We start from the raw sequence: 26,750 nt of genomic DNA, 5'->3' as shown, positions 1-26,750 counted from the left end.
GAAGATTGACGCGGCCATGGCCGTTCTGTTGCAAGGTGGACCTACCCCGAACGGTTACGCCGCGAGGCGCACTTCGTTCATGCGAACGTTATCGTTTGCATTTAGGTTTTGACCCGATAACGGCGGTATCATGCCGAGCACAATTCACGACTTCTTCGCGGCCATCGATCCTGTTTCGCCCCCGCCTGAGCAGCCCGTGCATTTCACCGTCCGGCGAAATCGACCCCACCTGAATGAGGCCTCGAGCTGCTGAGGTGGAGGCGCCGGGTACTGCCCCCGGGTCTGCCCGCAGTCCATCGTAAGGTTCAGCGCCATCGTCTTGCGACGAACCAGATATAGGCGCGATTGCCGGCGAAATCTAGGCTCGCTTCCGCCTTGCTCCCCGGGCGGAATGCCGCTGCCGGCTAGGCTTTTTTGACGGAACTCTTTTTGGCGACAGTCTTTTTTGCGGCAGTCCCGGTGCTCGCGGCGGCGGGCTTTGCCTTGGCCACTTTCACCTTGGCCGCCTTCAATGCCGCCGTCTTTTCCCCGGTGGGCTGTCCTTTAGCCGCCTTGGTCTTTGCAGGCTTGGCTCCGGCAATTTCTGCAGACGAGGCTTCCGTCACCCGAGCTTCGGTGGCCTGCGCCTCACTCACCCGGATTTCTGCAACTGGCTTCCTGGCAGGTTTCGGAGCAGCGGCCGCCTGCTTTGCCGCAGGTACGGGCTTGTTCTCCGCGGGCGCGGCGACTTTGCCCGCTTCCTTGATCAGCCGCTGCGCAGCCTCGAATTTGGCCTCGCGCATCGCGCGCAAGGCGTCGGCGCGCGGTGTCGGGTTTGCCATGATGGTCTCCGTCGCTCAGAATCGTCAGGCCTTGCTTAGCACGCCCGGCGCCCCGGCACCGACCGGCCCCAAGGAAATCCCGTGTCGATGATTTCGGCCCCGAACGGCCGCCCCGACGCAATCCTCTCTTTCCCTCGGCAGGCCGCTTTGCTAAGCGCTGTCCCACGACGGAAGGGTGGCCGAGTGGTTTAAGGCAGCGGTCTTGAAAACCGCCGTGCCTGCAAGGGTACCGTGGGTTCGAATCCCACCCCTTCCGCCAATAATACTCTTAAGAATTTGATTATTCTGCTATTTCCGGCGCGACACGTTCCCCCTGCAAGCCGCCCCACAAATCATGGGGACCACTGGGGCACCGGAGATAAAGGCGGTTGAGAAACGACGAAGCGGATTTGCTCCAGGCTCAATCTCTCAATGCGCCAGCTTGCTGCGCCCCAAACAGGAGCCGGCGATCGTGGATCAAGTTTTCCAGCCGATGTGCCGCTACGTTCAGCGCAACGACATCCCCCTCGCCCGACGCTCGCTTCAATCGCTGGGCATGAAGGACGCGGTCGATTTCGCGCTCGATTTCGTCGAGTTCGGCTTCCCCGCTGCTGCCCCGGATACGCCGTCCGAGTGCATAGAGCACGTCCAGCGCCTCCTCACGTGTCAGCGATGGCTCCGCCCGTAGAAATTTAAACGACGCAGCGAGCACGGACGCGACGGCGCCCGCGATCATCGGCGCCAAAAAGATGATGTTGCCCCATTTGTCGAGAAAACTCACCTGCGTGCCGTTGTAGAATTCAGCCGCACCCGGGTGTGCCGGCAGATAGGCAGATGCCTCCGTATCGGCCGCCGAGACCTGTGCAAAGAGCGGGTAGTCTGCAAGCAGCTCGCGCCGTGCTTTCATCACGGATTCTGTGAGGCCCGCAACAAGATCGCTGCCCAGTTTTTTCTGGGCGACCAGATAGAACGAGGTTCGCAGCGTCGTGATGTCTTCCGCCGGATTGGGCGGAGAACCGCGCAGCGTGCCTTTCGGCAGATCGAAGGACTCATAGGCTCGCTCCTTTTGAGCGATAGCGGGAGCGGATTCGATGGGTATCAGCGTTGGGCCGGACTTCCCGCCCTGCGGGAACAGGCTGCGCAGGAGCGAAAAATACTTCTCCGCGAGCGGCATCACGATCAGGACCGCGCGTATTTCCCTGGAGTCGATCATCCGCCGCACGTCGGCCAGCCCGACATTCTTGAAGATGACTCCCGATCGCGCGAGATCATATTCGTCGGTCAGAACCTTCACGAGCCGCTGATTGATATCGCCACCAACCACGCCAACGGTGAGGCGCTTCAGGCCCGCTATGTCGGTAATGGCGGAGCCCGGCGGCGCCACCAACAGAAGCACCGTATGCGTCACAACGGCGACCGCCTGTGCCTGCGAGAGGTCACCAACATCGCCCCTGACCACGGCAAGATCGACCTTGCCGGATGAAAATGCCTCCGCTGCGCCGGCAGCGCTTCCTGCCTCCACGATGTCGAGCCGTACCGGCGCCTTCTGCTGCACGAGCTTGCTTGCCAGCGCAGAGACCAGCTTGCTCGCCTCGCCATCCAGCGACCCCACCGCAATGGTGAGGGTCGCAGGCCGGGCATACCAGTGCCAAGCATAAAGACTGGCGCTCGCAATCAGAATGGCGGCACCTGCGACCAGAATGATCCGCAGCCAGGTGGGTAGCTTGGTCGCGTCCATGCTGCGCGTCTCGACCCGATGATCTTCTCCGCCGTGACCCTGCGACATGAGAAGAGAGGCTGCTCGCCAGCCAACAGAACATGAGCGAAACGAGTAGACCCGTGATCAGGCCTTCCGTTGATACAGATCAAGCCTGACAAGCTCCTTCCAGCGAAATCCTGCGCATCCAGACACGGCGCGACCAGGTGCGCACAATGGAATGGGGACAAGCATGCGCAAATTGTTGGTTGCGACCACATATCGCTATCGGCCGGGCCGGCCGCTGCAAAAGACACGATGGTGGTCGACATGAGCAAGATGACTTGCGGTGAACTGACCAAACTCGGCTTCCAGGATTTCTCCGGCATCACCATGTGGCTCAGCGGCTACTACAATGCGAGCATCAAGAACACCACCATCGACCTCTATCAATTCGCGCAGGCCGCCAAGACGGTGAAAGACTATTGCGCCGCAAGTCCGCGCGAAACGGTGATGTCCGGTGCCGAGCGGGCGCTCGGACTCAATATCCCGCGACGGCGATAAGGATACTCTCCACCTGCTCACGGACAGTGACAGAATGAAACGGGATGGACGCTCCGGGTAAATCCGGATTTCCCGGCCCCACCGTCTGTTCGTCGCAAGGCATCGCGCGACCGGGATGAGGTGATAACGAGATCGTAGCCACGGATCCTATTTCGGCAGGCATTCCACGTTATAGGCAATGATGATCTGCGCCGGGTCAGCCTTGCCGATGCTCTTCAGGTCTTCCAGACCACTTCTGAGCTTGGCCCCGGCCTCCTTCAAGCTGCCCTCAAGTGTGAACTTGGCTGTCCTGCATCTTTCTTCACTGGAGAACTCCTGAAACACGACCGTTGGAAGGACCCTCCATTCTGCCTTGTCGTTTGTGGCCACGGGGCTGACAGAATAGGAGAAGACGTACATCAGGATCCACATCTGCATGTTCCACTTATGGTGCGATAGCCGTCACGGTCATAGTCATGAGGATCACCCTGGAAGAATGGACAGCAGGGTGAAACTCAATATCGGTCCCCCCAACCTTCGCTGGCGCTAACGCTAACCCGGTCAAACTCAAGCAGCCTGCCTGTCCCACAGCACAGTCGCGCTGACGACGAGAACCCACAGCGGAAATGCAAGCAAACTTCCGTCGAAATAACTGCTCCCGAAGAGAAGGACGGCCGCGATGGCATATCCCCCGAACGCAAGCCAACGCGGCGTCAAACGGGTATAGACGGCAATCGTCGATGTTGTGATCATGAAGACGGCCGCCGTCTTCGCCAGGTAGATGTTGACCATTCCGTAGGCCAAGCCGCGGCCGAAGTGAAAAGTACCGGAGTGGATGAGCAATTCCGGCGCCGCATGGAACGCAACAATGATCGCGCCGACAACCGCAGCAGCAGCGAAGAGCATGGCCAGCATCAGAAAGCCACTCCCAAGGAACACCGTCGCAAAAAACCGATCCTCTCGCGCGCCCAGTCGATCGCGAAGCACGCCCACGAACCAGAGAAAGGCAACCCCGGCGAACGGCACGAGATTCATGGCGAGCGTGACATACGTCGTATCCCCCGCAAGCCAGGCCCCCTGTTCAAAAGGATCAGCAGGCACAGAGAGCCGCATGAGGCCGAAAACAGCGAACAACAGGACCGAGAATATGATGCCCGCAAGACCCGCGGCCCGGGGCGTTCTCAGATAGGCGTCCGTCAAACCCGGCTCGCTCACAACCATCGACGAAACTCCCGCGCTGAAGATTCTAGACGCTTGATCTGAAGCCTAGTCGCGCTTGGGCGGTTTCCGGTCCAGTCGCTGACGCTGCGCTCTCATGCGCTTTATTTCTTCATCCAGCGCATCGATCTTCGAGACGCGCGATGCGCTATCCGCTTTCATCTCGCTTTCAACTAATTTTTTTAGAGCCTTCTCTACGGAGAGCCTGGGTGTTTCAGCCATCTTGAACCCTTTCTCAGTTCGCACAGCTGCGGATGGTTCATGCATGTCGAACGGCAGTACGACTCGGCTGATCCGCCAGCCAACTGCCGACCGGCTCGCGACGAGAGAGAGATCCGTACGGATCGCGCCGGCGAGATAGCAACGACAACGATCCGATTGAAGTCGATCGACCCGGACCTTCCTGGCCCAATAGCGACCGGTCAGAGGTGGCCACGTTGATCTAGGTCAAGGTCCCGCTCCCGAGCGCTGGAACCATCGCATCGCGATGCCCTTGAGCTGCCTCGCAACGAAAGATGGAGCATCGTTCGGCTCAATTCGTTCCATCTCAACCATGGAGAGGACGTCATGAACTTCATCAAGGCAACGGTCGTTGCTGCATCTGCCATCACTACCATCGGTATTGCTGCCTCACCAGCTACGGCAGCACCACTGCCGACCAATGTCGCCGCGATGAAGACCGCGCTGGACACGCCAGTGCTGCAAGTGCGCTACGGCCGCTGGTACGGCGGCGGGGGTTACCGAGGTTGGGGCGGCTATCGCGGCTGGGGGTATCGGGGCTGGGGCTATCGAGGCTACCGAGGTTGGGGCTGGGGCGCAGCCGCTGCCGGCGCGGTGGTAGGCGGCGCAATCGCAGGGTCGGCCTATTACGGCGACGCTTACCCCTATTACGGCAGCGGATACCCTTATGGTGGCAGCTACGCGTACAGCAGTGGATATGCTTCCGACTACTGCGCTCCCTATGGGGGCGGAGGCTATTATCCCCGCTATGGCGCCGCGCGCTATTATTACGGTTGGTAATTTTTGCCCGCGACGCTCGCCAAGTCACGCACGCAGCGCACAAAGTGCGCTGCAAAGTGAAGATATCAATTCCGTCGAACGAGCCCCCCCCCCCCCCGAGAACAACGCCGCCCGCATCGCGCCTGCATCACGGATCCCGATCCGGCGCGCGGCAGAACAGAAAGAGGGCATTGTCAAAATCAACAATCGCCCGGATCGAAAAAAGCGCTGACAAGCGCGACGTGTGTCGACGCAACGACGTCTGCATAAGCTTGATCCAGATCAAGCATCAGCACCTCAGCCAGACCAACATGCGCCACCGTTGCTCGTATGGCATTTGCTCAATCGAGCCAATCAATCGAAATACATCGGACGGAGGCGTATCATGAAAGCAAGTGCCGCCCTCAGGAAGGAAGCCGACACCGGGGACCGCTGGAAAGGATTTCGGCCAGGAGACTGGCAGACCTCGATCAACGTTCGCGATTTCATTGTCCGGAACGTCACGCCCTACTCCGGAAACGAGGACTTCCTCGCAGGTCCCACACAGCGCACGAAAGCGGTCTGGGCAAAGCTGCAGCCCTATTTTGCGGATGAGAGAAAGAAGGGCGTGCTTGCGGTCGATGCCGCCTCGCCTTCAACCATGCTGGCCCATAATGCTGGCTATATCGACAAGGATAACGAAGTCATTGTCGGCCTGCAGACAGATCAGCCCTTCAAGCGCGCGATCTTTCCATTCGGCGGCCTCAGGATGGTCGAGAACGGCCTGGAAGCCGCGGGCTTCAAACCTGACGCGCGCGTCCACGAAGCATTCACGAAATATCGCAAATCGCACAATGACGGCGTGTTTGACGTCTACACACCCGAGATCATGAATTGTCGACGATCGGGGATCGTCACCGGCCTGCCCGACTCTTACGGCCGCGGCCGCATCATCGGCGACTATCGCCGGGTGGCTCTGTACGGGACCGACCGTCTCCTTGAGGCCAAGCGGGCGGAGCGCGCCCAGATCGACGACATGTGGCCCACCGATGAAATCATCCGGACACGTGAAGAACTGTCGGAGCAGATGCGCGCGCTGGCCGATCTTGCGTCCATGGCGAAGCTCTACGGTCACGACATATCCCAGCCTGCAGCGAATGCGCAGGAAGCATTTCAGTGGACCTATTTCGCCTATCTGGGCGCCATCAAGGAAGCCAACGGCGCTGCGATGTCGATCGGCCGCATATCGAGCTTCCTCGATATTTACATCGAACGTGACCTGAAAGCCGGCATTCTGGACGAGGCCGGAGCGCAAGAACTTTGGGACCAGCTTGTTCAGAAACTCCGTATCGTTCGCTTCCTCCGCACGCCTGATTACGATGCACTGTTCAGCGGCGACCCCTATTGGGCGACCGAATGTGTTGGCGGAATGGATCTGGATGGCCGGGCATTGGTGACCAAAAGCAGCTACCGGATGCTGCATACACTCTACAATCTCGGCCCTGCGCCCGAACCAAACATCACGGTGCTGTGGTCAACCAAGATGCCGGAGCCTTTCAAGCGCTATTGCGTGAAGGTGAGCAAGGACACCTCCTCGCTTCAATACGAGAATGACGATCTGATGCGGCCATTCTGGGGAGACGACTACGGGATTGCCTGCTGCGTTTCGGCAATGCGTCTTGGCAAGCAGATGCAGTTCTTCGGCGCGCGCGTCAACCTGGCGAAGGCGCTGCTTTACGCCATCAATGGCGGCCGGGACGAAGTATCCGGCGAACAGGTTGCCCCGAAGTCGCAGCCCGTTACGGGCGACTTCCTCGATTTCGACGACGTCATGGCCAAGTTCGATACCACCATGGAGTGGCTCGCCAAGATCTACGTCCATGCGATGAACTGCATCCACTACATGCACGACAAGTATTTCTATGAGCGTCTGGAGATGGCGCTCCATGATCGCGATATCCTGCGCACGATGGCATTCGGCATCGCAGGTCTTTCGGTGGTTGCCGATAGTCTCAGCGCCATCAAATACGGAAAGGTCCGCGTTACGCGGGATGCAACAGGACTTGTTGTTGACTACAAGAACGAGGGTAACCAGTCGACGCCCCAGTTTGGCAACAACGACGACCGGGTCGATCAGATCGCTTCAAGCCTTGTGACCAGCTTCATGGAGAAGATCCGCAAGCACCCAACCTACCGGAACGCAACGCATACCCAGAGCGTACTCACGATCACCTCCAACGTCGTCTATGGCAAGGCCACGGGAAACACCCCCGACGGTCGGCGAAAGGGAGAGCCGTTCGGGCCTGGCGCCAATCCAATGCACGGACGCGATAGCCATGGCTGGCTCGCCTCCTGCCTCTCGGTCGCAAAACTTCCCTACAAGGATGCGCAGGACGGCATCAGCTACACGGTCTCGGTCGCTCCCCAGAAGGCTCATCTGTCGGATGATCAGCTCGTGGATGAAGCGACCAAGGCATTCGACGTCTATTTCGATCGCGGCGGATTTCATATGAACCTGAACGTGATCGACAGGGAGACGCTCGAGGACGCGATGAAGAATCCGGACAAGTATCCGCAACTCACGATCCGGGTTTCGGGTTACGCCGTGAATTTCGTCCGGCTGACGCCAGAGCAACAGCGTGATGTGATCAGCCGTACTTTCCACGGCCAGATCTGAGCGAGGTGCACCATGTCGACGGTGCAGACACTGGAGCCCGGAAGTCGTCATGACCTCCGGGTCGGACTTTCGCCCGACGCACCCGACGACGAACAATTCAAGGACCAGGAGGGCGCGTTCGGATATTGCCATTCCTATGAGACGTCCTCCCGTTATGACGGGCCCGGCTTGCGTGTCGTGCTGTTCGTCTCGGGGTGTCTTCTGCGGTGCTCTTATTGTCACAATCCGGACACTTGGCACCTCAAGGACGGCACCTATGTCTCGGCCGATCAGGTGCTCCGCCGCCTCGCCGATTTCGCGCCCTCCATTCAGGCTCTTGGTGGCGGGCTGACCATCTCGGGTGGCGAGCCGATGGTGCAACGTGCATTCACCCAGCGCATATTCGCTGGCGCCAGGAAGATGGGCCTGCACACCGCGATTCAGACTTCCGGCTTCCTGGGTGATCGCGTGGACGATGCCTACCTGTCCGAGATCGACCTCGTTCTTCTCGACATCAAGAGTTCGGATCCCGAAACCTATCGTCGAACCACCGGCCGCGACATCGCGCCAACGCTTCGCTTCGCCGAACGCCTGGCTTCGATGTCGAAGCCGGTCTGGGTTCGGTTCACGCTTGTCCCGGGCGAGACCGACGATCCGGCGAATGTCGACGGAATCGCGAAATTCGTCGCGCCGATGAAGAACGTCCGGTGGGTGGAAGTGCAGCCTTTCCACCAGATGGGCGCGTTCAAGTGGAAGGCGATGGGTCTTGAATACAAGCTAGCTGATACGCAGCCACCCAGCCGGGATCTGGTGAACCGGGTGCTCGGACAGTTCCGGGCTGCGGGGTGTCAGGCACGCTGATCAACCGACTATTCGACGGATTCGAGGAGTCTGAAGTATGTTGGATTTTGCACGCGATATCATCGGAAGCCAGCCGATCTTGACAGCGTTTCTGGCGATCGGAGTGGGCTATCTGGTCGGCCAGATCAGCATCTTCGGATTTTCGCTCGGGGTCGGCGCGGTCCTGTTCGTCGGCCTTGCGATCGGCGCGTTCGCGCCCAAGGCCCAGATCATCGGCCCCATCGGCCTCACCGGCCTGATCATGTTCCTCTACGGCATCGGCATCCTTTACGGCCGCCAATTCTTCGAGGGCATGTTTGGCGTGGGGCAGAAGTACAATCTGCTGGCCCTCATTGCTTGCCTCGCTGGTCTCGGGGTTGCGCTCGCACTGGGGCACATCTTCGGCATCAAGATCGGACACACGCTTGGCCTCTATGCCGGATCGATGACGAGCACCGCAACGCTTCAGGCAGCGCTCGACGTCATGAAGAACAAGGATCCGTCGATCGGCTATTCGATCGCATATCCCTTTGGGGTCATCGGTCCAATTCTCTGCATCTACTTCATGACTCAGATCGTGAAGCCCAAGTTCCCGGCCAAGACCAAGAATTTCCACATGGGCGAGATTACGATCGGAGAGAACTTTGCCGGTGCGAAGCTCAAGGACCTTGCTGCTGACTCGCTCGCCGAGCTGCAGATTACCATGGTCCGACAGAACGGCCGTAACGTCGTCCCGACAGACGGCACCGTTCTGAATGCGGGAGACGCCATACTCGTCGTGGCCGACCGGCAAGAGGAAATCGCATTGGCGGCTGAACGTATCGGCCGGCTCGAACCGGGCCGGCTCGCGAGCGATCGCGCTGACCTGGATTACATCCGCGTATTCGTAGGCAAGGGCAACATTGTCGGCGTACCACTTTCACAGCTGCCGATGCCGCCCGGCGTGCCAGCGCAGATCCTTCACGTCCGGCGCTACGATGCCGACCTCATCCCCTCCCCCGACCTCATGCTGGAATTCGGCGACCGTATCGGCGTCCTGACGCCACCCGAAAAGAAGGAAGAGATCCGAAAGCACTTCGGCGATAGCGTCAAGGCGGCTGCCGAGTTCAGTTATGTTTCGCTCGGTCTCGGCATGGTCATGGGCGTCCTTCTCGGTCTGATCCCCATTCCGATCCCAGGCGTGGGTGTTGTGACGCTCGGCATTGGCGGCGGACCACTGATCGTTGCGCTCATTCTCGGCAAGCTCCGCCGCACCGGCCCCATGCTTTGGACCATGCCGTTGCCGGCTAACATTGTTCTTCGAAACTTTGGCCTAGCGATGTTTCTTGCAACCGTTGGCGTGAATGCCGGACAGCCCTTTGTCCGTACGGTGTCTGAATCAGGGTTCACAATGCTGTTCATCGGCGTCGCCGTGCTTCTAACGACCGTCTTCATCGTCCTGCTGGTTGGCCATTATGTGATGAAGATTCCTTACGACGACCTGGTTGGCGTGGCATCCGGCGCAACCGGAAACCCGGCCATTCTGGTCTATTCGACGAAGATGGCGCCGACCGAACGCCCGGATATCGGTTACGCGATGATTTTCCCGTCGATGACGCTCGTGAAGGTGATCGCAGCGCAGATCGTCGGACTTCTGGCGACGAGCGGTGCCGGTGGATAGCGCCGCAAAGGGACGTCAGGAGCAAGGCATTGAAATGGCCGAAGGTGCGTCCGTGTCGCAACCGCCGATCTTCAACCTGCAGGCTTACAGTCCAGCCGAGATCAAGGAGGCTGTCGAAAAGGTCGGCGTGAAAAAGGCCAACCTGCCGCTTCTGGCCTCCTTCATGCTGGCAATCGTCGCAGGCGGAGGCATTGGCTTCGGCGCGATCTACTTTACGATCGTCGCCAGCGATCCGTCGCTCAGCTTCGCGACGGTACGCGTCGTCGGAGGGCTCGTCTTCTCTCTGGGGCTGGCCCTCGTTCTTGTGGGCGGAGCCGAGCTGTTTACCGGCAACAATCTGATCGTCATGGCCTGGGCCAGCGGAAAGGTGTCCACGCAAACGATGCTGCGCAACTGGACCATCGTCTGGCTCGGGAATTTGTTTGGAGCGCTCGGCCTCATTGTTCTGGTCTTCTTCTCCCATCATCTCGAGATGAATGATGGCCGCATCGGTTTATCGGTATTGAATACAGCAGCTGGCAAAATCCGCCCCGATCTGGTGACGCTGTTCTTCAAGGGCGTTTTGTGCAACGTCCTCGTATGCGCCGCCGTCTGGCTCGCTTATGCAGGAAGATCTGTCACCGACAAGATGATTGCCGTTGTGTTGCCGATCTCCGCCTTCATCGCGGCCGGTTTCGAGCACTGCGTCGCCAACATGTATTTCCTGCCACTGGCGTGGCTGATGACCCAAACTGGCCAGGTCCCGGCAAATGTCGACGTATCATCGATCACGCTGGCCGGCATCATCCACAACCTCGTACCGGTGACGCTCGGCAACATCGTGGGAGGTGCCGGCTTTGTCGGCATCGTCTACTGGGCGATTTATCGTGCGGCGTTCGGTGCATCCTATCGAGATCAGAAATAGCAGGTTCAAACTCGTCGCTTGGATTGGCTGACCAGAATGTCACCCCGGATCGAACACCGCCAATCCCGGCGAACCACCATGTCGAACCTGATGCCGAATAGCGGGACAAGCCGAACGCCCGCCGCAAGCGCCATAATTGCGGCTACAATGTTCTTTGCAGCCGTGGTCACCGCCGGCAATGTAAGTGCGGCGCCGCGTTCCAGGCCCAACCAGATCAAATACGAATATGTTCGGCCAAAGGATGCGTCACACCAGGCGATCCACGATCAAATGAAACAGGGCCAGGCTCTAGAGCACCTGCAGCAATTGTTAAGCCCGCTCCGCCTTCCCTATCCACTCACACTCAAGGTCGCAGGTTGTGACGGCGCAATCGACGCATGGTACGAGAACGACGTTGTGACGCTGTGCTACGAACTTCTGGCGGAGATTCTGAAGAGTGCGACGACGCGGGATCTTCCTGCCGGCGTCTCCAGGGCCGATACCATCCTGGGTCCGGCGCTCGATGTCTTCCTGCACGAGACCGGACACGCGGTGTTCGACATGCTGCAGATCCCGGTGCTCGGCCGGGAGGAAGACGCGGCCGATCAGTTCTCCGCATATGTCATGCTTCGACTGAGCAAGGACGAGGCCCGCCGAATGATCCTGGGCGCGGCCTACCATCGCGCAACCAACATTCCACCCCTGGAGACCGAATCTGCCCGCGACAAGTTCTCCGATGAACATTCGCTGCCGGCCCAGCGAGCATTCAATGTCCTGTGTATCGCATACGGCGCAGACAAGAAGCTGTTTTCCGATATCGTCGGAAGGGATCTCCTGCCCAAACAGCGGGCCGAAACCTGCGAGATCGACTACGACGATGTCACCTTCGCCATGACGACATTGATCGGTCCGCACATCGACAAGACTGCAGCCAGGAAATTCCATGAGGTATGGACGAGAACGGTCAGCGCCCGACGTGCGCGTTTAAATCGCGAACAGCAGTAGACGTTGATTCTTGCGCTGCCGTCAGTTTGACGGACGGAGAGCCCGCCTCATCTCACGCCAAGCAGCGAATGTCGAAAGCCGCTATCGCTGGCTTCTTTTCGACAAACGAAACTTCCCGTCCAGCCTCGTCCATATTTCTTCTGTCGCTTGAGGTAGTAGACCTCCTTGCGGAAATCGAGCCAGACAACAGAATCGTCAGGACAATGCGCCTGCGCCTGCGTTTCATAGCGAAACGACGTGAGCGGCTGAGCAGTGACGACAGTCGGAGCGACAGCGGACGTCACGATGATCAGGAACGCGCATATGCAAAGACGCTGTCGGGAGAATGTCTGCACCGCAACCGTGTTCACGGGAAACTCCACATCGTCGTGCAATGCGCTCCCGGCAATTTCGAGTGACCCGCCCTAGTCTGGGCGCTTCCTGCACAATCACAGGGAGCATCACCGCAAACCATCCACGTCTTACTCTTTCAAGGCAATCGTGATCTGGCCGAGATTGCCGGCAAGCTCGACTCCCGCCCGAGGTCCGTGCAAGGCCATCCTCACACCCTTATCGTTTGTGAGCTGAATACCACCGGCACCGGCAATGAAGGCACCACCGGTTCCAACCGAGCTATAGGTACCGGCGAAGTCGCTGATCTGCCTTATTCCCCAGGCCCATCCCTTGAGCCGGATGAAGGACGCTCCTGCTGCAAATCCTAGACTGAGGCCAGATACCCTGAACGGATAGTCGCGACCGCGATATGTCACGATGCCACTGCCGCCGCCGGCGCCCAGGATCAGCCCTGCCTTCAGCAGTTTGACCCGAACATAACCGGATGCCTGAGCCCGGGACGGCGTCACCGGAACGGCCAATGTGAGCATCACAACCGCTATCAGATGCATTGCGAGCAGACGCAGCGCAGACGTCCCGTGCTCAGGGCTTTTCTGCATCGACTTTCTTCCAGGTCTGGTCCGGATCGAACAGGGACATGCGCTTTACGACACGGTCGGTCTGTGGTCCGAGATCCTTCTCGTAAACGGTCCCGGCATGACTGACCAGGAAAGTCTTGACGCCGGAATTCCCGTATTCGGCGGGCCAGGCGACTAACCCGTATCCGCCGATCATCTTGCCTTTCACCAGATAGATAAGTGCGCCGCCGGGAGCATTGGCCCCCTGTCCTTTGAGTATCCGGAAATAGTAGCCATGATACGGCTGCGGCTTGTCACCGACCTGATAGCCTTCGGTTGAGGCTTCTGCGACCAATGCACCCAAGGGGCTCGGATCGCTATCGTCACGCCAGTACAGCCCGTCTTTCTTGCCCGGCGTCGAGACAAACCGCTGTGCATAGACGCCTAGTCCTTCGCCGCGGTCCTTGTCGGCATATTCGTTCTGGGCGTCGACGTAAGCGAGACTGGTCTGGATCGCATCGAGCTCGTTACGGCCGATACGGCGATACAGGATCTCGATACGGCCCTCTTCAGCGTCGAACTCCCAGCCCGTCTTGGTGTTGATGAGCGGGATCGGGAATGGGAAGTCGTCCGCGCCGAGCATCAAGGTCGCTTTCTTGTTGCCCTCCGTCTTGATCGCATGCTTGGCGTCATACATGGATGTGAAGCGCAGACGCGTGTCAGCGTCGGCCACCTCGTCACCCGACGAGACGATGTCATCGGCCTCCTTGCCGAGGACCTTCAGAATATCGCTCGCGCCGCCCTTGACCGCGGCGGCGAGCGCCGCGGCAGCAGCCTCCGGTGATGGAAAGGATTGCTGCGCCCCGGACACCGAGTTCATGAGAGCCAGCGCCACGACAGCCGCCGCAGTTGTCGATGCAGCGCGATGAATTGACGTCCAAACAGTCATGGCGACACCTCCGAAGGGATTTTTGCGCCCTTTGCAAGCCAGTCACGATAGGTGCGGAACGTCAGTCCGAGCGTCTCATAATTCACCCGCAGGTAGCCGTCGCTGCCCCGCGTCACGGCATCTGGAGCCACGTTTTCGACCTCCTGCGCCATCACGCCGACATAGGCCTTCTGGCTGCCAAGATAGCTGAAGCGATAGTAGCCGAGACCGTTGGCGAGATGGCCGAGCAGGACGACGTCATGCTTCAGGGCAATGTCGGACCGCCGTCCACCGCCTCCGCCACCTCGGAAGCCACCACCGCCACCACCACGAAAACCGCCGCCACCACCGCCATGGAAGCCGCCGCCGCCTCCGCGCCCGCCAGCGAAACTCGCCCCGCCTCCACGCGGCATGCTCGCCATGCTCGCCCGCCCGCGCGCGGACGCCGCCGCGGCGGCACGGCCGGACGACACATTCATTGCGCCGCCACGATTTCCTCGGCCAGCGCTAGCGCTACGTCCGACCCCACTCCGATTGGCGGCCTTCGCACGATCACCGCCGCCTTTGGCGCGATTGCCAGCCTTCGCGCGGTCGGCACCGCCTTTGGCGCGGTCGGCGCCGCCTTTGGCTCGATCCGCAACGCCGGCGCGATCTCCACCACCCGGCCGATCTCGCGTGCCGGCGCCAGCGCCGCCTCGATCTCCCGCCCGATCGCCAGCGCCCTGGTTCGGACGCAGCACCTGCTGCCCGTCGCGACCACGGAAGTCCATCCGGTTGGAGGCGCCGGCCTTCAGATTGTTGTTGCTGAAGCGCTGCTGAACGTTGGTGTTGTTGTAGCGCACGCCCTGGCGATGCGCCGGATTGTGCTGCCAACCGTTTCCAATGTTGGTCGTGCGATGATTGACATAGACGTTGCGGTTACCCCAGTTGCAGCCACCGCCCCAATAGTTGCCCCAACGCCCGATCGCCCATGCGGTGCCGAAGGCAACACCCGCCGCGACGACCCCTGCGCCGATATAGGACGGGTACCCGAAGTAATACGGTGGATAGTCCGCATAGGGCCAGGTTCCGTAGACCGTTGCCGGATCGTAATACGGCACGTAGACCGCGGCGGGATCCGCCTGTTCGATCACGACGACCTGCCTGTTCTCCTGGGTCTTGACGCTGACCTTCTGCTGTTTCGTGGTGACGAGCTTTTTGTTGTCATAGGCTTTCGCCCGCAGCCGCTGGATCGCATCCATGACATCCGGCTGTTGAGCGAGCACCGCGTCGCCGAGACTCTTTGTCCAGTCGACCTTGTCGCTCATCATCGCCAGGACGTCTGGAGTGCTGACCAGAGCCTTGACGCTGTCGTCCCACGCCTGCTTGTCGACCGCTTGCCTCAGCGCGTCACCCTTGAGCGACTTGTTTTCCTTCGCCCAACGATCTGCCTGCACCACTTCCAGCGGGTAGGTCGATGCTGCCAGTACATTCGCGAGCAACTCATCGGGATAAAGCGCAATGGGGGCGACCAAAGCCTCAAGTTGCCCAGGCTTTAGCGACTCTATGGTGGGCGCTGATTGGCTCGCTGGGGCGCCTGAAGCCGGCGCCTTGTCAGCCGTTTGGGCCGAGACAGCAACAGGGATAGCCATCATCAATGCAAGCGTGATCAGGATCTTGCGCCAGCAGAACATCTCACCCTCCTCCGGGCTTCACTCCGGAAAGCATCGGTCGAAGCGATGAGGGTCCTTTGATCAAGATCAAGGAAAGGTGGCATTCCGCTGTGCTGCGACGCGGAAATTCGGGCCTCCTAGTGACGTGAGCCGCCCGCGAGCAATTGGGATCGTGATGATAAAAAGCGCACCGCCCGTTTCCTGATTCACAGCGGAGATCTGTCCATTATGCGCCTCGACGATGGTGCGGGCGATGGCGAGCCCCATTCCCAAGCCTTGCGGTTTGGTGGTGAAGAAAGGATCGAAAATTTTCTTCATGTCGCCGTTCACAATTCCAGGACCGGTATCGCCAATCCTGATCTCGGCGTGCTGATCCAGTCGGGCCGTCGATACGTTGACTTCACCAGCTCGCCCGTCCACCTCCGAGATCGCATCCATTCCGTTGATGATCAGATTGAGAATGACCTGCTGCAGTTGAACGGGATCACCCTTGACGTTCAATTGGCCCGAGGCCGCAGAGAACTTCAGTGCGACGCCGCGTCGATTGGCCAACGCCGCCACAAACCCGATCGCCTCCCGCACCGTGTCGTTCAGATCAATGTCCCTGATCTCGAACGGCGTTTTCTTCAATACGCTGCGAAGCCGCCGGATCACCTCGCTGGCCCGTTGATCGTCACGCCTGATGTCGGCCAGAATTTCCCTGACCTCGGCGAGATCCGGCGAGGCTTCCTTGAGCAAAAGCTCCGCCGTCTCCGTATTGGTGAGAATAGAGCCGAGTGGCTGGTTCAGCTCATGCGCAATAGAGGTCGTCAACTCTCCAGCGGCCGAATAGCGGTTGACATGCGCAAGTTCCGCCAATCGCTGCCGCGCCTCGACCTCGGCAAGACGCCGCCGACGACGTTGGTTCAACAAGCCGCTGATCAATCCCGCCTGAATCAAAATCACGGATGCGATCAGCAAAATCTGCCAGCGATACCGCGCCAGAATATCGGGCTCGCGGAACAGGACTGCACTGCCCGGCGGCAGATTGCTCTCGCTGATGCCCCAGCGCTGTAATTCCCGCCAATCGTATTTCGGCGCAGCAAATTCAATCGGTTCGAACTTGATGTCCCCGGGCTTCTCGCCACCAAGGATTCGGATCGCAGCATTGACGGTCTTCTTGCTGGTCTCGGCGATCGAATGCATCGGACCACCAACGGTTTCTCCGTTGAAAAAGGGTTCCTGGTAGGAAAAGATCGGGGCATTGGCAACGGCATGAAGGCTACGCAAGGCCAGATCACCTTCGTGACTGACGCCAGTACCATCGACCGACATCAGGCCCCAGAACAGGACGGTATGTGGCGGAAGCGCAGACGCTCTTTTGAGGATTTCCGCGAACGAAAGATCGGCGTAGTAGACAAGGTTGACCCGACCTTCCAGGGGCTTCAATTCCCGCTTCAGCTCTTCAAGCCAGAATTTCTCCAAAGCAGAGGCGCCTATCACAACGGCGATGGTTTGGGTCTCCGGCAAGACTTGAAGGATGTTTCTGAAAGCGGCCAGAAAATCATTGCGGACCGAAATGACGGTGTCATTGTCTGTGAGGCTCACGCGGTTCACAAGCCGCTGCTCCACCACAGTCAGAACCATCGGAGTTTCGGGAAAGAGACGCTCGCGATACTTCTGAACGAACCTTGCTGCGGGCGCCCCGACGCTCAACACGATATCGGCGGGGTGGCTCTGGTAGAGCGAGTTCAAATAGTCGACGAACGGAGCTTCCGGGCCTGGATTATTAAGCCTCGCCGTCAATAACCCATGTTCCTGGATATCCAGCGGCCATGGCGATTGCTGCTGAAGCTCAGCCTTGATACTCGCGGCGTATTCACTCCAGGGCCGAAATTCCCGACCAAACGAATGCAGCAGCAGCACACGCTTTACTTCGCTGCGCTCGGCAGCATCAGCAGATCCGGGTGGGACGGACATCCAGACCAGAGCGCAGACACAGAGACGCGCGGCAAAGCGTGATAGACCCACGACAGTAACAGGGACCCGTCGTCTCATCCTCTTCACCAACCGTCTGAGACTCGCGAACGATTACGATCGCACAGTGTCAGCGCGTGCGCATTTCTGCAACAGCTGGCCTTGGCAGCGCCTGTCTAACAGACCGTTGCAACCCGCCCGTAAGCGTCCACGACTTGCCTGCATGTCGAGCCATAGTAAGCGCCCGCCGCCCCGGCCGCAGCCCCTACCGCGACGGCCCGGCGCGTTGTCCGGCGCGCTACCCCCGCATAGCTCATCGGCGTCAGCGGTCGCCCCACTCTCGCTTCAGCTACCGAGAACAGCCCATCCGCAATGATGTTTCCGCCGCTCCATGACAATCCTGCTGCAGAGGACGTAAGTACGGCTGCTACCATGATCGCGTTTCGCACCAGTTTCATTTCTTTGCTCCCGATGGTGTACCTGGGGGAATCTCATCGAATTCTGCCATAGCGCCAGAATTCAGGTCGACTTTGGTCACGCCGGCAGGCGGCTTGAACACGAATGTGTCGGCGTCAGCGACGGCGTCGGTTTTCCAGTCCCTGATCCGGAGCGTGTATTGCGGCGCTCCAGTCACCGCCTTGCTCGTGATCACGTATTTTCGAGGTAGCGGCCGCGCCCCACTCTCGATCCATATTTGCCAATCAGTATCCACGCCACGGAACGCCAGATGCTCGCACTCGACCCCATCGATCATGCCTTGACCGATATGTTGAGCCTGGACGACATTGGACATCAACTCGTCATAGGCATTTGTCAGCAGCAAATCCGTGCCCGGCATTGCCGCGCCTGATTTTGTCTGAATCAGATCAATGAGCTGGTCGACCGTGCCGACAAGATCGGCTTGAATATACGCCTTGGCATTGTTGCCATAGATCGACGCCGTCTTCCCGTCATAGATGAAGTCAACGTCGGTATAGCCGCCCGTTCGGCTGATGCGAAGCTTGTCCGGTCGCGAGAGCTGCAGCTTTCCGGAGCTGGTGAACTGAATCTTCTCCAGCTCCGGCGTCACGACCTCGACATCACTATCGAATGTCGCGGAGATCGACTTTTGCGCCGCCGTATAGTCAGACATTGCCTTAAGCAATTTCGCCGGATCATCGGCTCTCGCCAGCTGCGTCGTGAATGCGATGAAGGCAGCGGCTAGTGTCAAACCGGCAAGGCGCTTTGCATTACCATTGGCTTGTCTTCTCTTGTTCATGGCATCTCTCCACTGATCCAATCTATTCATCGACCGGCACGGCAGTGTTAATCCAGGTCCGGCCCGCTTCCCGCCCACCGAATTGAGCGTTAACTCCGCTAGATTTGGCAACGGTGATATTCCACCTTCATATCCACCATTCCCGGAAACTCACGAGAGAGGGTGTTTTCATCAATCACGTTCAGAATGAATTGGACGTGAGAGAGCATAATGCTGGAGGCACAGGCAGCGACCAGATTGATGGTTTTGTCGCTTTCCTTTTTCGACCTGATCTTGCAGATCTCATGTTTGCCCCGAAGCCGATCGGCTTCGGCGATGAAGCCGCCGCCATACACTCCGGAAAAATTTGTAAACGCGATCTGTTTCGCATTTCCTTTACGGGTGAATACCTTGTTGCACTGATCTGCGCTTGTCGCCCAGGCTCCAGCAAGCTCGATCGCCTTTGCACCTGGCGACGACAGCAACGCTGCGGAAACAAGAAACGTCGCAACGACCGACTTTTGAAGCGCAATCATTTGATCCCCTCTCAGTGACCGCTCAGAACGAGCGTCTTGATTGGCAACAACAACGCCTGGATTCGAAGCAGCAATGCATGCACCAGCGCGGTCGCATCGACTGCATGCAGCGCAAATCCCTTCAACGCGCCGGTCTTTGGGTTGGCAATTTCGTCGTGGTTACTGGTGTAGGCATTGACGACGCAGGTACTGCCCGGCGTCACTCCCTCAAGACCGCCTTTGAAGAGCGGCTCCAGAAAGACGAGAATCGAACCAGGCCTTTGCAAGTTCTGCGGATCAATCAAAAGCTCGCCGCTCCGGAACTGACCGGCGGCGATGAAATCCTGCACGCTTGTGACGACCAACGGAATGATGGTCCAGGGTCTCGAGATACATGTCGCCTCCGCGATCATGCCAGGCTTCATGACCTGGGCCTCGATCTGGCCAAATCCCGCCTGCAAGCTGCGCCGGCCCGCGCCCTCCGGTATCAGGACTCCAGCCGGCCGCATGAGTTGGTTGACGACGTCCCCTGGGCGAACGAGAAATTGCTCGACGCGGCCATCTATACCTGCGCGCACATAGGTCTTATCGACATCCACCTGCGCTTGCGCCAGCGCGGCCTCGGCGCTCGCTTTCTCGGCCGGCAGGAGTGTCGAAACGCGCAGCAGTGACGATTCCTTGACAGCTGCCGCAGCATCGATACCGGACTGCCGCTGATCGACAAGCACCTGCAGCTTTTCGATATCGCGCTGCGGCACGATACCGGGATTTCGACGTTGCAGCTCGGTCTTGACGTCCAGCTCGTCTTTCGCCTGCTGATAGGCCGCCTTCGCTTCCCCGATCTGGGCATCCGCTTTGGCAACGTCGGCTCGCGCCGAAATAAGCGACGCCTCCACCTCAGCGATCTTTCGCTTCGCGGTTTCCAATGCCGCGTCCTGCTTCGAACTGTCCAGCCTGAACAGAACGTCGCCCTTCTTGACGTCGGCAGTGAAGTCGACATTTACCTCGACGACCCGGCCGGAGCCTTCAGGGAGAATTGGCACCGTCCGGAAGTAGATCGCCGCTGACGTTGTCGACGGATGAAAATAGAAGATCATCGTGATCAGCCCGATCGTCAGCATCAGGCAGCCGGTGATCCCCCACCTCAGCTCGTACCAGACAGAGAAGAACGTGATCTCTTTGCCGAACCGCTTGCCCTGCCGGTAGCGGCGATAGAGATAATCAGGCAGGATCGTCACCAGCGAGCAGATCATGAGTTCAAGCATGGTCGTGCACCCCTTCCTTCAAGGAGGGCTGACTACCGGCCTTGCCGCCGGGTGCAGGCTCGGCCTCCGATTCAGCGGAAGGCGCGCCAGCCGTAGCGTTCGCGATGCGCTCGACAGAGTCGGCAAGGCTGCGCACCGGCGTACCAAAATCCGGCAGGTCGATCATCGCGAGCAGCAGGCCGGCGACCCAGAAGATATGCATGTGAGTGAAGAGCGAGATCAGGCCAAGCACGCCGACAATCTCGAACTGCATCTTGTGCGTCTTGTGCGCCATACGTTCGGGAAGGCTGTGCAGTTTCCAATACAGCGTACCCACCCACAGCACGGTCGCAACGAGGAAAACCCCCATTACCACCATGAGGGTATCCGCTCCGTCAGCGCCGGGAACGAAAAATGGCACGTGATGAGGAGCTGCCGGGTGCATCTCTCCGCTCAAATCTTCTCTCCCTGCCGCTGGCCCAAACATTCCGCAGCCGCGTTCTGCACCGTGCCTTCCCACGGCGCGGTCAGCTTGATTTGGATCAACAAAGTGCGGCCGGCCGTACCTAACCTTGCGGCAGCGTTGAAGCCGACAGCCACCAGGAGCTTTCAATCATGTCTCGCAGCATCGACGATCTCATCCCTACTGCCACCCAGATCCGCAAAGAGGCGGCGCTTAAAGAGGCCGAGGCGGCTGACCAATATGCGCGCATCGCCGCCGCTGCTGACGCTGAAAAGCGCGCTCTGATCGAACGGCTCAGCCAGCCGTCCGGGAAGAGCGAAGCCGAGAAAGTCCAGCTGGCCTCAACCATCATCCAGCGGGCAGTGCGAAACGGCTTGACGGAAGTTCAGGTCTACCGCTTTCCCAACTCCCTGTGCACCGACAAGGGCCGGGCCATTAATCAGCAAGAAAAGGGGTGGGAAAAAACGCTAACGGGAATTCCAGCTGAGATCTTCCAGCTCTGGAGCGACTATCTGCAGCCGCGCGGCTATCGCATCGGTTACCAGACCATCGACTATCCCGGCGGCATGCCCGGCGACATCGGCATCACCATTTCCTGGGGAGATTGAGCGTTTGCTCGTTCCAGACTGATCATGGAGCCATGACATGTCAGCTATCGTCCCGACGGAGCGGCTGAAGCGCAAGGATTACGAGAAGCAGCTGGAAAAGCTTCAGGTCGAACTTTGTCATTTGCAGGAATGGGTGAAGGCGAAGAACCTGAAAGTCATCGTGATTTTTGAGGGACGCGACGCCGCCGGCAAGGGCGGCTCGATCAAGGCCCTGACAGAAAAAGTGAGCCCGCGGGTTTTCCGCGTCTGCGCCCTGCCCGCGCCGTCTGACAGGCAAAAATCCCAGTTGTTTCTTCAGCGCTACATCGAGCAATTCCCGGCGGGCGGTGAGATCGTGATCTTCGACCGCAGCTGGTACAATCGCGCCGGCGTCGAATATGTCATGGGCTTCTGCAGCCCGGCCGAACACAAACGTTTCCTCGAATTGTGCCCACTGGTTGAGAAATTTGCAGTGGATGCTGGCATCATCCTGATCAAGCTATGGCTTGAGGTCGGGATGGAGGAGCAGGAGCAACGGTTCAAGGCGCGCATCGATGACCCGCTACGGCAATGGAAGCTAAGCCCGATGGACACTGAGTCGTTCAATCGCTGGTACGACTATTCCCGAGCACGCGACATGATGTTCAACGCGACCGATACGAAGCATGCGCCATGGCGACTGGTCCGATCCGACGACAAGCGGCGAGCCCGGCTCAACATCATCTGGCATATCCTCAAGACGATCCCTTACAAGAAGATCGCGCGAAAGAAGATCAAGCTGGCAAAGCGATCCAATAAGGGGCGCTACAACGATCAGGCCGGCTTGCGCCGCATGAAATTCGTCGAGACCCGGTACTGAAGCGAACGGGCCGCGTACTGCGCGACCCGTTCGGCTCCTGCCTACTTCAACCGTATCGTGACCCCACCGACGGCAGCGGATATTTCGGCGCCGACTTTGGGGCCGCTGAGCTGCAGGATCACGCCATTGCCATTCTGCAATTGCACACCTCCGGCTCCGGCCGCCACCGCGCCACCCGCTCCAACCACCGCATAACTGCCTTCGATTGACGCCGGCCCTCTCAAATTGATCGCACGACCGACAAGCTTGGTGGTTGAGGCGCCAATCGTGAAACCGACACTCATACCCGAGACCGTGAATGGATACGTCTTGCCGCGATACTTCAGCACGCCCTCGCCGCCGCCAACCCCGACGATGAATCCGCCCTTGGTGAATATCACGGCAACCTGGCCCATATCGGCGCGCGACGGCGTGCTGAAACCTGCGACTCCAGCGAGTACGACGGCGACAACTGCATAGAGGCTGAACTTTCGCATAACTTTCATTCCCTTCTGGTTGTGAGACTGAGCTATTGAGCCAGGATCATCGCGAACTATCCGATCGCCCGGACGATAAAGGGCGGTATGGTGTAGTCACTCCTGGAGATGTCGTACCTCCGGGGTGTCGATTAATTCGGCCGATCCTTGTGCCATTCCGACAAACGTCTGTTGATCCAAGTCAACGCAACCAAGCCTTATGAGCGACGATCCGCGTCGCAGCGCAACAAGATCGCTTTCACATCAGATCGCCAAGCATACTATCCATCCTGCGGGTCCAATTGGCACTGTCGGTCTTTTCCGCAAAACCATCGGCTTGCAAGACATCCCGAACCTGGCCGCGAGCGCCGACGATCTCGAAGGCGATGCCGCGAGAAACAAGCTGGCCATGGAGGTCGTGAAGCATTTTTACGCCCGCGAGATCGATGAAGGGCGACGACGAGAGGCCGCAGACAACAGTCTTGGTGTCCGGCAATGCCCGAACCCTTGCCAACACGATTTCCATCACCGTCTCCGCATTGATGTAGAGTAACGAGGCCTCCGGGCGGAAAGCGAGCACACCAGCAATGGGCTCCACGTCAGAATGTCGCGCACTATCGGCATATCGGCCTGTTCCTGGCAGGCGCCCCAGAATTGCGACGTTCGGCTGCGAGGCGCGCGCCAGTAACAGGAAAATGGAGGCCAGTGCTGCCAGCAGGATACCCTGAAGGATTCCCAGCATCAGCACGGACACGAGAGCAATCGCTGCTGCATAGAAGTCGATCCGGCTGATGCGCCACATTCGCGTAAGCGCGGCAATATCAATCAGTCTGTAAACCGCCGTGCACACGATCGCGGCAAGCACCGCTTTGGGTAAATTAGTCAGCAAGTCCGTGAGAAAGAGCAGGCAGATGGCCAGTGTGCCCGAACAAATAATGAGAGCGAGTGGCGTCTTCGCGCCGGCCTGATCATTGACGGCGGATTGCGATAGTCCTCCCGCAACGGGATAGCCGTGGCCGAACGCTACTGCCATATTCGCCGCACCCAGCCCCAAAAACTCCTGTCGCACATCGATGACGTAACCGTGTTTCGCCGCAAAACTGCGTGCAGCCGCGACCCCTTCGACATAAGCAAGCAACATAATGCCGGCAGCGAGAGGAAACAGTTCGTCGAACTCCAGCAACCCGAAGGTCGGCACGGCGATGCTCGGCAAGCCCTTGGGAATTTCGCCGGTGACGGGAATGCCGAGAGCCGGCAAGCCGAGCACCGTTGCGACAATGACCGAGAGGATCACGACCGCAAGTCCCACCGGCCTGCCGGGCCATAGACGTTCGCCCTGAAGCAGCAGGATCGCAACAAGCCCGATCGCAAGCACGATCCACTGTGTGCCGCCGAGTTGCGAAACAAGTGTAACAACGCGATCAAAGAAATTTCGTCCGCCGCCGGCAACGCCAAACAGGCTCGGCAACTGCGTCATGATGATGGTCAGGCCGGCGCCAGCCTTGAAGCCGACCAGAATGCTGTCGCTGATCAGGCGCACCAGCATGCTTAGCCGGAAAATCCAGGCAATCACGCAGAGGCACGCAACGGCCAAGGCCGCTATACTCGCAATCTGCATATAGCGAAGCGCGTCGCCCGCAGCGAGCGCTCCGACCGTGGCGGCGACCATTAGCGAGATCGCCGAAGTGGGGCCGACAGCGAGTTGTCGCGAAGACCCCAGCAACGCATAGCCTATGCCGCCCAACATGTAGCCGTAGATGCCGACCTGTGGCGGCAGACCAGCAAGTGCGGCATAGGCGAGCGATACCGGGATCGCGTAGGCGGCAAGCGTGACGCCCGCAATCATGTCGTAACGAATCCAGTCCGCCTTGTATCCGGAAAGCCACTGCGCTGGCGGAAAGATCCCTCGCGAATTCATGCCCGCCTCCTTCGATCAACGCCATCCTGAGTGAGCGGTGCGGATTCGGCCGCAACGCAAAAGAACAAGCAACAACGCGGCGACAGGAACGGTCAATGCGACCGCTGGCGTCCTCTCTGTAATGAAGGCCCCCACAGCCGCACCCGTACCGAATGCGGCGCAAACCCCGATAAAGATGCAGGACTTCCGTAACAAGCCGACCTGCGAATCCCCGACCACCAGGGCGAATACGCCGTCAATTGCCTGGCGAAGATTTCCCGTTATCATCACCGAACTGTAGTTTGCCCCTTCGACCTTGTTAAAAACTGATGTCTGCATTGCGGCCACCATCGAGACGCCCAGCGTGCCAGCGATATCGGGCATTCGATTGTGCAACACACCGACAAGGACAAGAACGGCAATCTCGACGAGGATGCTGATTGGGCCAGCTCGATCGCCAGCAATGCGGCGCAGCCACGCGGCGAGCACAACGCCGACCATGAATGCAAAAAGCGATGGCACGAAGTGGAATGCCTCCTCCCACTTCCCAACCATCGCGTTCACCCACAAGAAGACCAGATTGGCGGTTTGCGCATTCGCCAGAACGCCGTGGGTGATCCAGGTATAGGCGTCAAGATAGCCACCGGCGAAGCCCAGCAGCAGCGCGACCAGCAGGCTCTCTTCGCGGCGCATCGGCGGATTGCCGACGTGAGCCACATACATATTGAACCACATCGAGCCAACAAACGCCGGCTTCCCACATGCTTAGGTTGATCTGAATCAACTGTTTAGGAGTTTTCTGCGGTCAGCTCGCAATACCAAAATGCAGGGCTAAGCCGAGCATGCTTATCATCCAGCGGATCATCGTGATGGCGGTCCTCGCGTTCGTTGCCTCCGCGGAGTCGACGCAAGCCGCGGAAACGCCTGACGCTGCGCGCATTCAGGAAGAACTCTGGGTCCTACCGCTGCCGTTGCCGATGTTCGCTTACCTGGTGCGCCCCGTAGGCAACGGCCCCTTTCCGCTCGTTATCATGAACCACGGCGTCGCTCTCAATCCAACTGACCGCAGCTTCTTTCCACTCGTCGAATTCCGCGATGCAGCCAAATGGTTTGCAAGGCGGGGTTATCTCGTGGTGGCCCCGGTCGGAAGCGGATATGGCGCATCGGCTATCGACATTCCCGAGCACGGGATCTTCGGTCCGTTCTTCTCCAAAGTCGGAAAATGCACCAATCCCAATTTTCGCGATGCCGGCCGTGCGGTCGCAAAAGTAGATCTCTGGATTATCGATTATCTGACCGCCGCGAAGCAGATCGTGCCGAATGATGTCATCGTCGTCGGGCAATCCGCCGGCGGCTGGGCCTCTATTGCCCTATCGAGTGTCAATCCATCGCAGGTGAAGGCGATTATCACCTTTGCAGCCGGCCGTGGCGGCCGCGTTGACGGCAAGCCAAACAACAATTGCGCCCCGGATAAACTTGTTGAGGCTACGGCAGAGTTCGGTCGCACGTCGCGAACCCCGATGCTGTGGATTTATATCGAGAACGATACGTTTTTCGGCCCGGCGCTATCAAAGCGTATGCATGCGGCCTTCACCGCAGCTGGTGGTCAAGCCGAATATCATCTGATGCCACCATTCGGAAACGAGGGGCATTTCTTCATAGGCTCACCCGAAGCTATCCCGATCTGGTCGCCGCTGGTGGCGAAGTTCCTGGATAGCCGGAAATAAGACAGCCGACGCCGGAGGACAGCTGTGACAGGATCGCACCGCAACGAGCGACACCGCAGCC

The 26,750-nt window shown here is 59.2% G+C and carries 28 protein-coding genes, 1 tRNA gene and 1 other RNA gene; 11 read left to right on the top strand and 19 right to left on the bottom strand.

The genetic code is table 11. The features are described from left to right. Nucleotides 1-12 precede the first annotated feature (12 nt). Nucleotides 13-365: a transfer-messenger RNA gene (gene ssrA, locus AB8A27_RS10395) on the bottom strand. Nucleotides 366-404: 39 nt separating this feature from the next. Beyond that, entirely contained in the window at nt 405-821 is a 417-nt protein-coding gene (locus AB8A27_RS10390; RefSeq protein WP_441241831.1) for a hypothetical protein, read from the bottom strand. A 169-nt stretch (nt 822-990) separates the two neighbouring features. On the opposite strand from AB8A27_RS10390, the gene AB8A27_RS10385 reads away from it, so the two are divergent. Continuing rightward, nucleotides 991-1,080 (top strand) — tRNA-Ser (locus tag AB8A27_RS10385). A gap of 141 nt (nt 1,081-1,221) precedes the next feature. Here AB8A27_RS10385 and AB8A27_RS10380 read toward each other — a convergent pair. Beyond that, nucleotides 1,222-2,538, bottom strand: a complete 1,317-nt coding sequence (locus tag AB8A27_RS10380; RefSeq protein WP_441241830.1) for a TAXI family TRAP transporter solute-binding subunit — start codon at nt 2,536-2,538, stop codon at nt 1,222-1,224. A gap of 117 nt (nt 2,539-2,655) precedes the next feature. Between AB8A27_RS10380 and AB8A27_RS10375 the strand changes: the two genes are divergently transcribed. After that, nucleotides 2,656-3,060, top strand: coding sequence for an HdeA/HdeB family chaperone (locus AB8A27_RS10375; protein ID WP_441241829.1), 405 nt, complete (start codon nt 2,656-2,658; stop codon nt 3,058-3,060). A 147-nt stretch (nt 3,061-3,207) separates the two neighbouring features. Here the strand turns inward: AB8A27_RS10375 and AB8A27_RS10370 are convergent, their stop codons facing one another. From AB8A27_RS10370 to AB8A27_RS10360, 3 genes are all read right to left on the bottom strand, one after another. Continuing rightward, nucleotides 3,208-3,477 carry a hypothetical protein gene (locus tag AB8A27_RS10370; RefSeq protein WP_441241828.1) on the bottom strand — a complete coding sequence of 90 codons (270 nt, stop codon included), beginning with the start codon at nt 3,475-3,477 and terminating at the stop codon, nt 3,208-3,210. A gap of 129 nt (nt 3,478-3,606) precedes the next feature. After that, the gene (locus AB8A27_RS10365; protein ID WP_441241827.1) at nt 3,607-4,260 is read right to left on the bottom strand and encodes a hypothetical protein; all 654 of its coding nucleotides are present in this window, start codon (nt 4,258-4,260) and stop codon (nt 3,607-3,609) included. 45 nt (nt 4,261-4,305) lie between these two features. Further along, nucleotides 4,306-4,479 (bottom strand): hypothetical protein, encoded by a 174-nt coding sequence (locus tag AB8A27_RS10360; RefSeq protein ID WP_199488644.1) that lies wholly within the window; start codon nt 4,477-4,479, stop codon nt 4,306-4,308. Nucleotides 4,480-4,824: 345 nt separating this feature from the next. On the opposite strand from AB8A27_RS10360, the gene AB8A27_RS10355 reads away from it, so the two are divergent. From AB8A27_RS10355 to AB8A27_RS10330, 6 genes are all read left to right on the top strand, one after another. Then, the gene (locus AB8A27_RS10355) at nt 4,825-5,277 is read left to right on the top strand and encodes a hypothetical protein (protein ID WP_441241826.1); all 453 of its coding nucleotides are present in this window, start codon (nt 4,825-4,827) and stop codon (nt 5,275-5,277) included. A 364-nt stretch (nt 5,278-5,641) separates the two neighbouring features. Then, nucleotides 5,642-7,912, top strand: a complete 2,271-nt coding sequence (pflB, locus tag AB8A27_RS10350; RefSeq protein WP_441241825.1) for a formate C-acetyltransferase — start codon at nt 5,642-5,644, stop codon at nt 7,910-7,912. A gap of 12 nt (nt 7,913-7,924) precedes the next feature. Beyond that, nucleotides 7,925-8,752, top strand: a complete 828-nt coding sequence (pflA, locus tag AB8A27_RS10345) for a pyruvate formate-lyase-activating protein (protein ID WP_441241824.1) — start codon at nt 7,925-7,927, stop codon at nt 8,750-8,752. Nucleotides 8,753-8,789: 37 nt separating this feature from the next. After that, a complete protein-coding gene (locus AB8A27_RS10340) occupies nt 8,790-10,391 on the top strand; it encodes an aspartate:alanine exchanger family transporter (protein WP_441241823.1) in 1,602 nt (533 codons plus the stop codon). 34 nt (nt 10,392-10,425) lie between these two features. Then, nucleotides 10,426-11,295: a formate/nitrite transporter family protein gene (locus tag AB8A27_RS10335; RefSeq protein ID WP_441244875.1), complete on the top strand. Its 870-nt coding sequence runs from the start codon at nt 10,426-10,428 to the stop codon at nt 11,293-11,295. A 78-nt stretch (nt 11,296-11,373) separates the two neighbouring features. Further along, a complete protein-coding gene (locus tag AB8A27_RS10330) occupies nt 11,374-12,279 on the top strand; it encodes a DUF4344 domain-containing metallopeptidase (RefSeq protein ID WP_441241822.1) in 906 nt (301 codons plus the stop codon). A 47-nt stretch (nt 12,280-12,326) separates the two neighbouring features. Here the strand turns inward: AB8A27_RS10330 and AB8A27_RS10325 are convergent, their stop codons facing one another. From AB8A27_RS10325 to AB8A27_RS10280, 10 genes are all read right to left on the bottom strand, one after another. Beyond that, nucleotides 12,327-12,629, bottom strand: coding sequence for a hypothetical protein (locus AB8A27_RS10325; protein WP_441241821.1), 303 nt, complete (start codon nt 12,627-12,629; stop codon nt 12,327-12,329). Nucleotides 12,630-12,740: 111 nt separating this feature from the next. After that, nucleotides 12,741-13,211, bottom strand: a complete 471-nt coding sequence (locus tag AB8A27_RS10320; protein ID WP_441241820.1) for a hypothetical protein — start codon at nt 13,209-13,211, stop codon at nt 12,741-12,743. After that, nucleotides 13,195-14,118 carry a DUF2950 domain-containing protein gene (locus AB8A27_RS10315; protein ID WP_441241819.1) on the bottom strand — a complete coding sequence of 308 codons (924 nt, stop codon included), beginning with the start codon at nt 14,116-14,118 and terminating at the stop codon, nt 13,195-13,197. Before AB8A27_RS10315 ends, AB8A27_RS10320 begins: the two co-directional genes overlap by 17 nt. Beyond that, nucleotides 14,115-15,770: a DUF3300 domain-containing protein gene (locus tag AB8A27_RS10310; protein WP_441241818.1), complete on the bottom strand. Its 1,656-nt coding sequence runs from the start codon at nt 15,768-15,770 to the stop codon at nt 14,115-14,117. Before AB8A27_RS10310 ends, AB8A27_RS10315 begins: the two co-directional genes overlap by 4 nt. A gap of 66 nt (nt 15,771-15,836) precedes the next feature. After that, nucleotides 15,837-17,708, bottom strand: coding sequence for a sensor histidine kinase (locus tag AB8A27_RS10305; RefSeq protein ID WP_441241817.1), 1,872 nt, complete (start codon nt 17,706-17,708; stop codon nt 15,837-15,839). Nucleotides 17,709-17,881: 173 nt separating this feature from the next. Beyond that, nucleotides 17,882-18,163 (bottom strand): hypothetical protein, encoded by a 282-nt coding sequence (locus tag AB8A27_RS10300; protein WP_441241816.1) that lies wholly within the window; start codon nt 18,161-18,163, stop codon nt 17,882-17,884. Next, a complete protein-coding gene (locus tag AB8A27_RS10295) occupies nt 18,160-18,963 on the bottom strand; it encodes a DUF2092 domain-containing protein (RefSeq protein WP_441241815.1) in 804 nt (267 codons plus the stop codon). Before AB8A27_RS10295 ends, AB8A27_RS10300 begins: the two co-directional genes overlap by 4 nt. 98 nt (nt 18,964-19,061) lie before the next feature. Next, entirely contained in the window at nt 19,062-19,478 is a 417-nt protein-coding gene (locus AB8A27_RS10290; RefSeq protein ID WP_441241814.1) for a hypothetical protein, read from the bottom strand. 11 nt (nt 19,479-19,489) lie between these two features. Next, the gene (locus AB8A27_RS10285) at nt 19,490-20,722 is read right to left on the bottom strand and encodes an HlyD family secretion protein (RefSeq protein WP_441241813.1); all 1,233 of its coding nucleotides are present in this window, start codon (nt 20,720-20,722) and stop codon (nt 19,490-19,492) included. Next, nucleotides 20,715-21,158 (bottom strand): hypothetical protein, encoded by a 444-nt coding sequence (locus AB8A27_RS10280; protein WP_441241812.1) that lies wholly within the window; start codon nt 21,156-21,158, stop codon nt 20,715-20,717. The genes AB8A27_RS10285 and AB8A27_RS10280 overlap by 8 nt, the downstream gene beginning before the upstream one ends. 158 nt (nt 21,159-21,316) lie before the next feature. Between AB8A27_RS10280 and AB8A27_RS10275 the strand changes: the two genes are divergently transcribed. After that, entirely contained in the window at nt 21,317-21,772 is a 456-nt protein-coding gene (locus AB8A27_RS10275) for a hypothetical protein (RefSeq protein WP_092142948.1), read from the top strand. Nucleotides 21,773-21,809: 37 nt separating this feature from the next. Then, nucleotides 21,810-22,610: a polyphosphate kinase 2 gene (gene ppk2 / locus AB8A27_RS10270; RefSeq protein WP_441241811.1), complete on the top strand. Its 801-nt coding sequence runs from the start codon at nt 21,810-21,812 to the stop codon at nt 22,608-22,610. Between the two features lie 41 nt (nt 22,611-22,651). Here ppk2 and AB8A27_RS10265 read toward each other — a convergent pair whose 3' ends face one another. From AB8A27_RS10265 to AB8A27_RS10255, 3 genes are all read right to left on the bottom strand, one after another. After that, nucleotides 22,652-23,086: a hypothetical protein gene (locus AB8A27_RS10265; protein ID WP_441241810.1), complete on the bottom strand. Its 435-nt coding sequence runs from the start codon at nt 23,084-23,086 to the stop codon at nt 22,652-22,654. A 238-nt stretch (nt 23,087-23,324) separates the two neighbouring features. Next, entirely contained in the window at nt 23,325-24,983 is a 1,659-nt protein-coding gene (locus AB8A27_RS10260; RefSeq protein ID WP_441241809.1) for a SulP family inorganic anion transporter, read from the bottom strand. A gap of 15 nt (nt 24,984-24,998) precedes the next feature. Continuing rightward, complete coding sequence (locus AB8A27_RS10255; RefSeq protein WP_441241808.1) at nt 24,999-25,697, bottom strand: YoaK family protein; 699 nt, start codon at nt 25,695-25,697, stop codon at nt 24,999-25,001. A 134-nt stretch (nt 25,698-25,831) separates the two neighbouring features. Between AB8A27_RS10255 and AB8A27_RS10250 the strand changes: the two genes are divergently transcribed. Further along, a complete protein-coding gene (locus AB8A27_RS10250) occupies nt 25,832-26,689 on the top strand; it encodes an alpha/beta hydrolase family protein (protein ID WP_441244874.1) in 858 nt (285 codons plus the stop codon). Nucleotides 26,690-26,750: the final 61 nt, after the last annotated feature.

This window comes from Tardiphaga sp. 768_D3_N2_1, assembly GCF_052076105.1.
Taxonomy (GTDB): Bacteria; Pseudomonadota; Alphaproteobacteria; order Rhizobiales; family Xanthobacteraceae; genus Tardiphaga.
The sequence above is the reverse complement of the archived record's forward strand: the minus strand, read 5'-3'. Positions and strand labels throughout refer to the sequence as shown.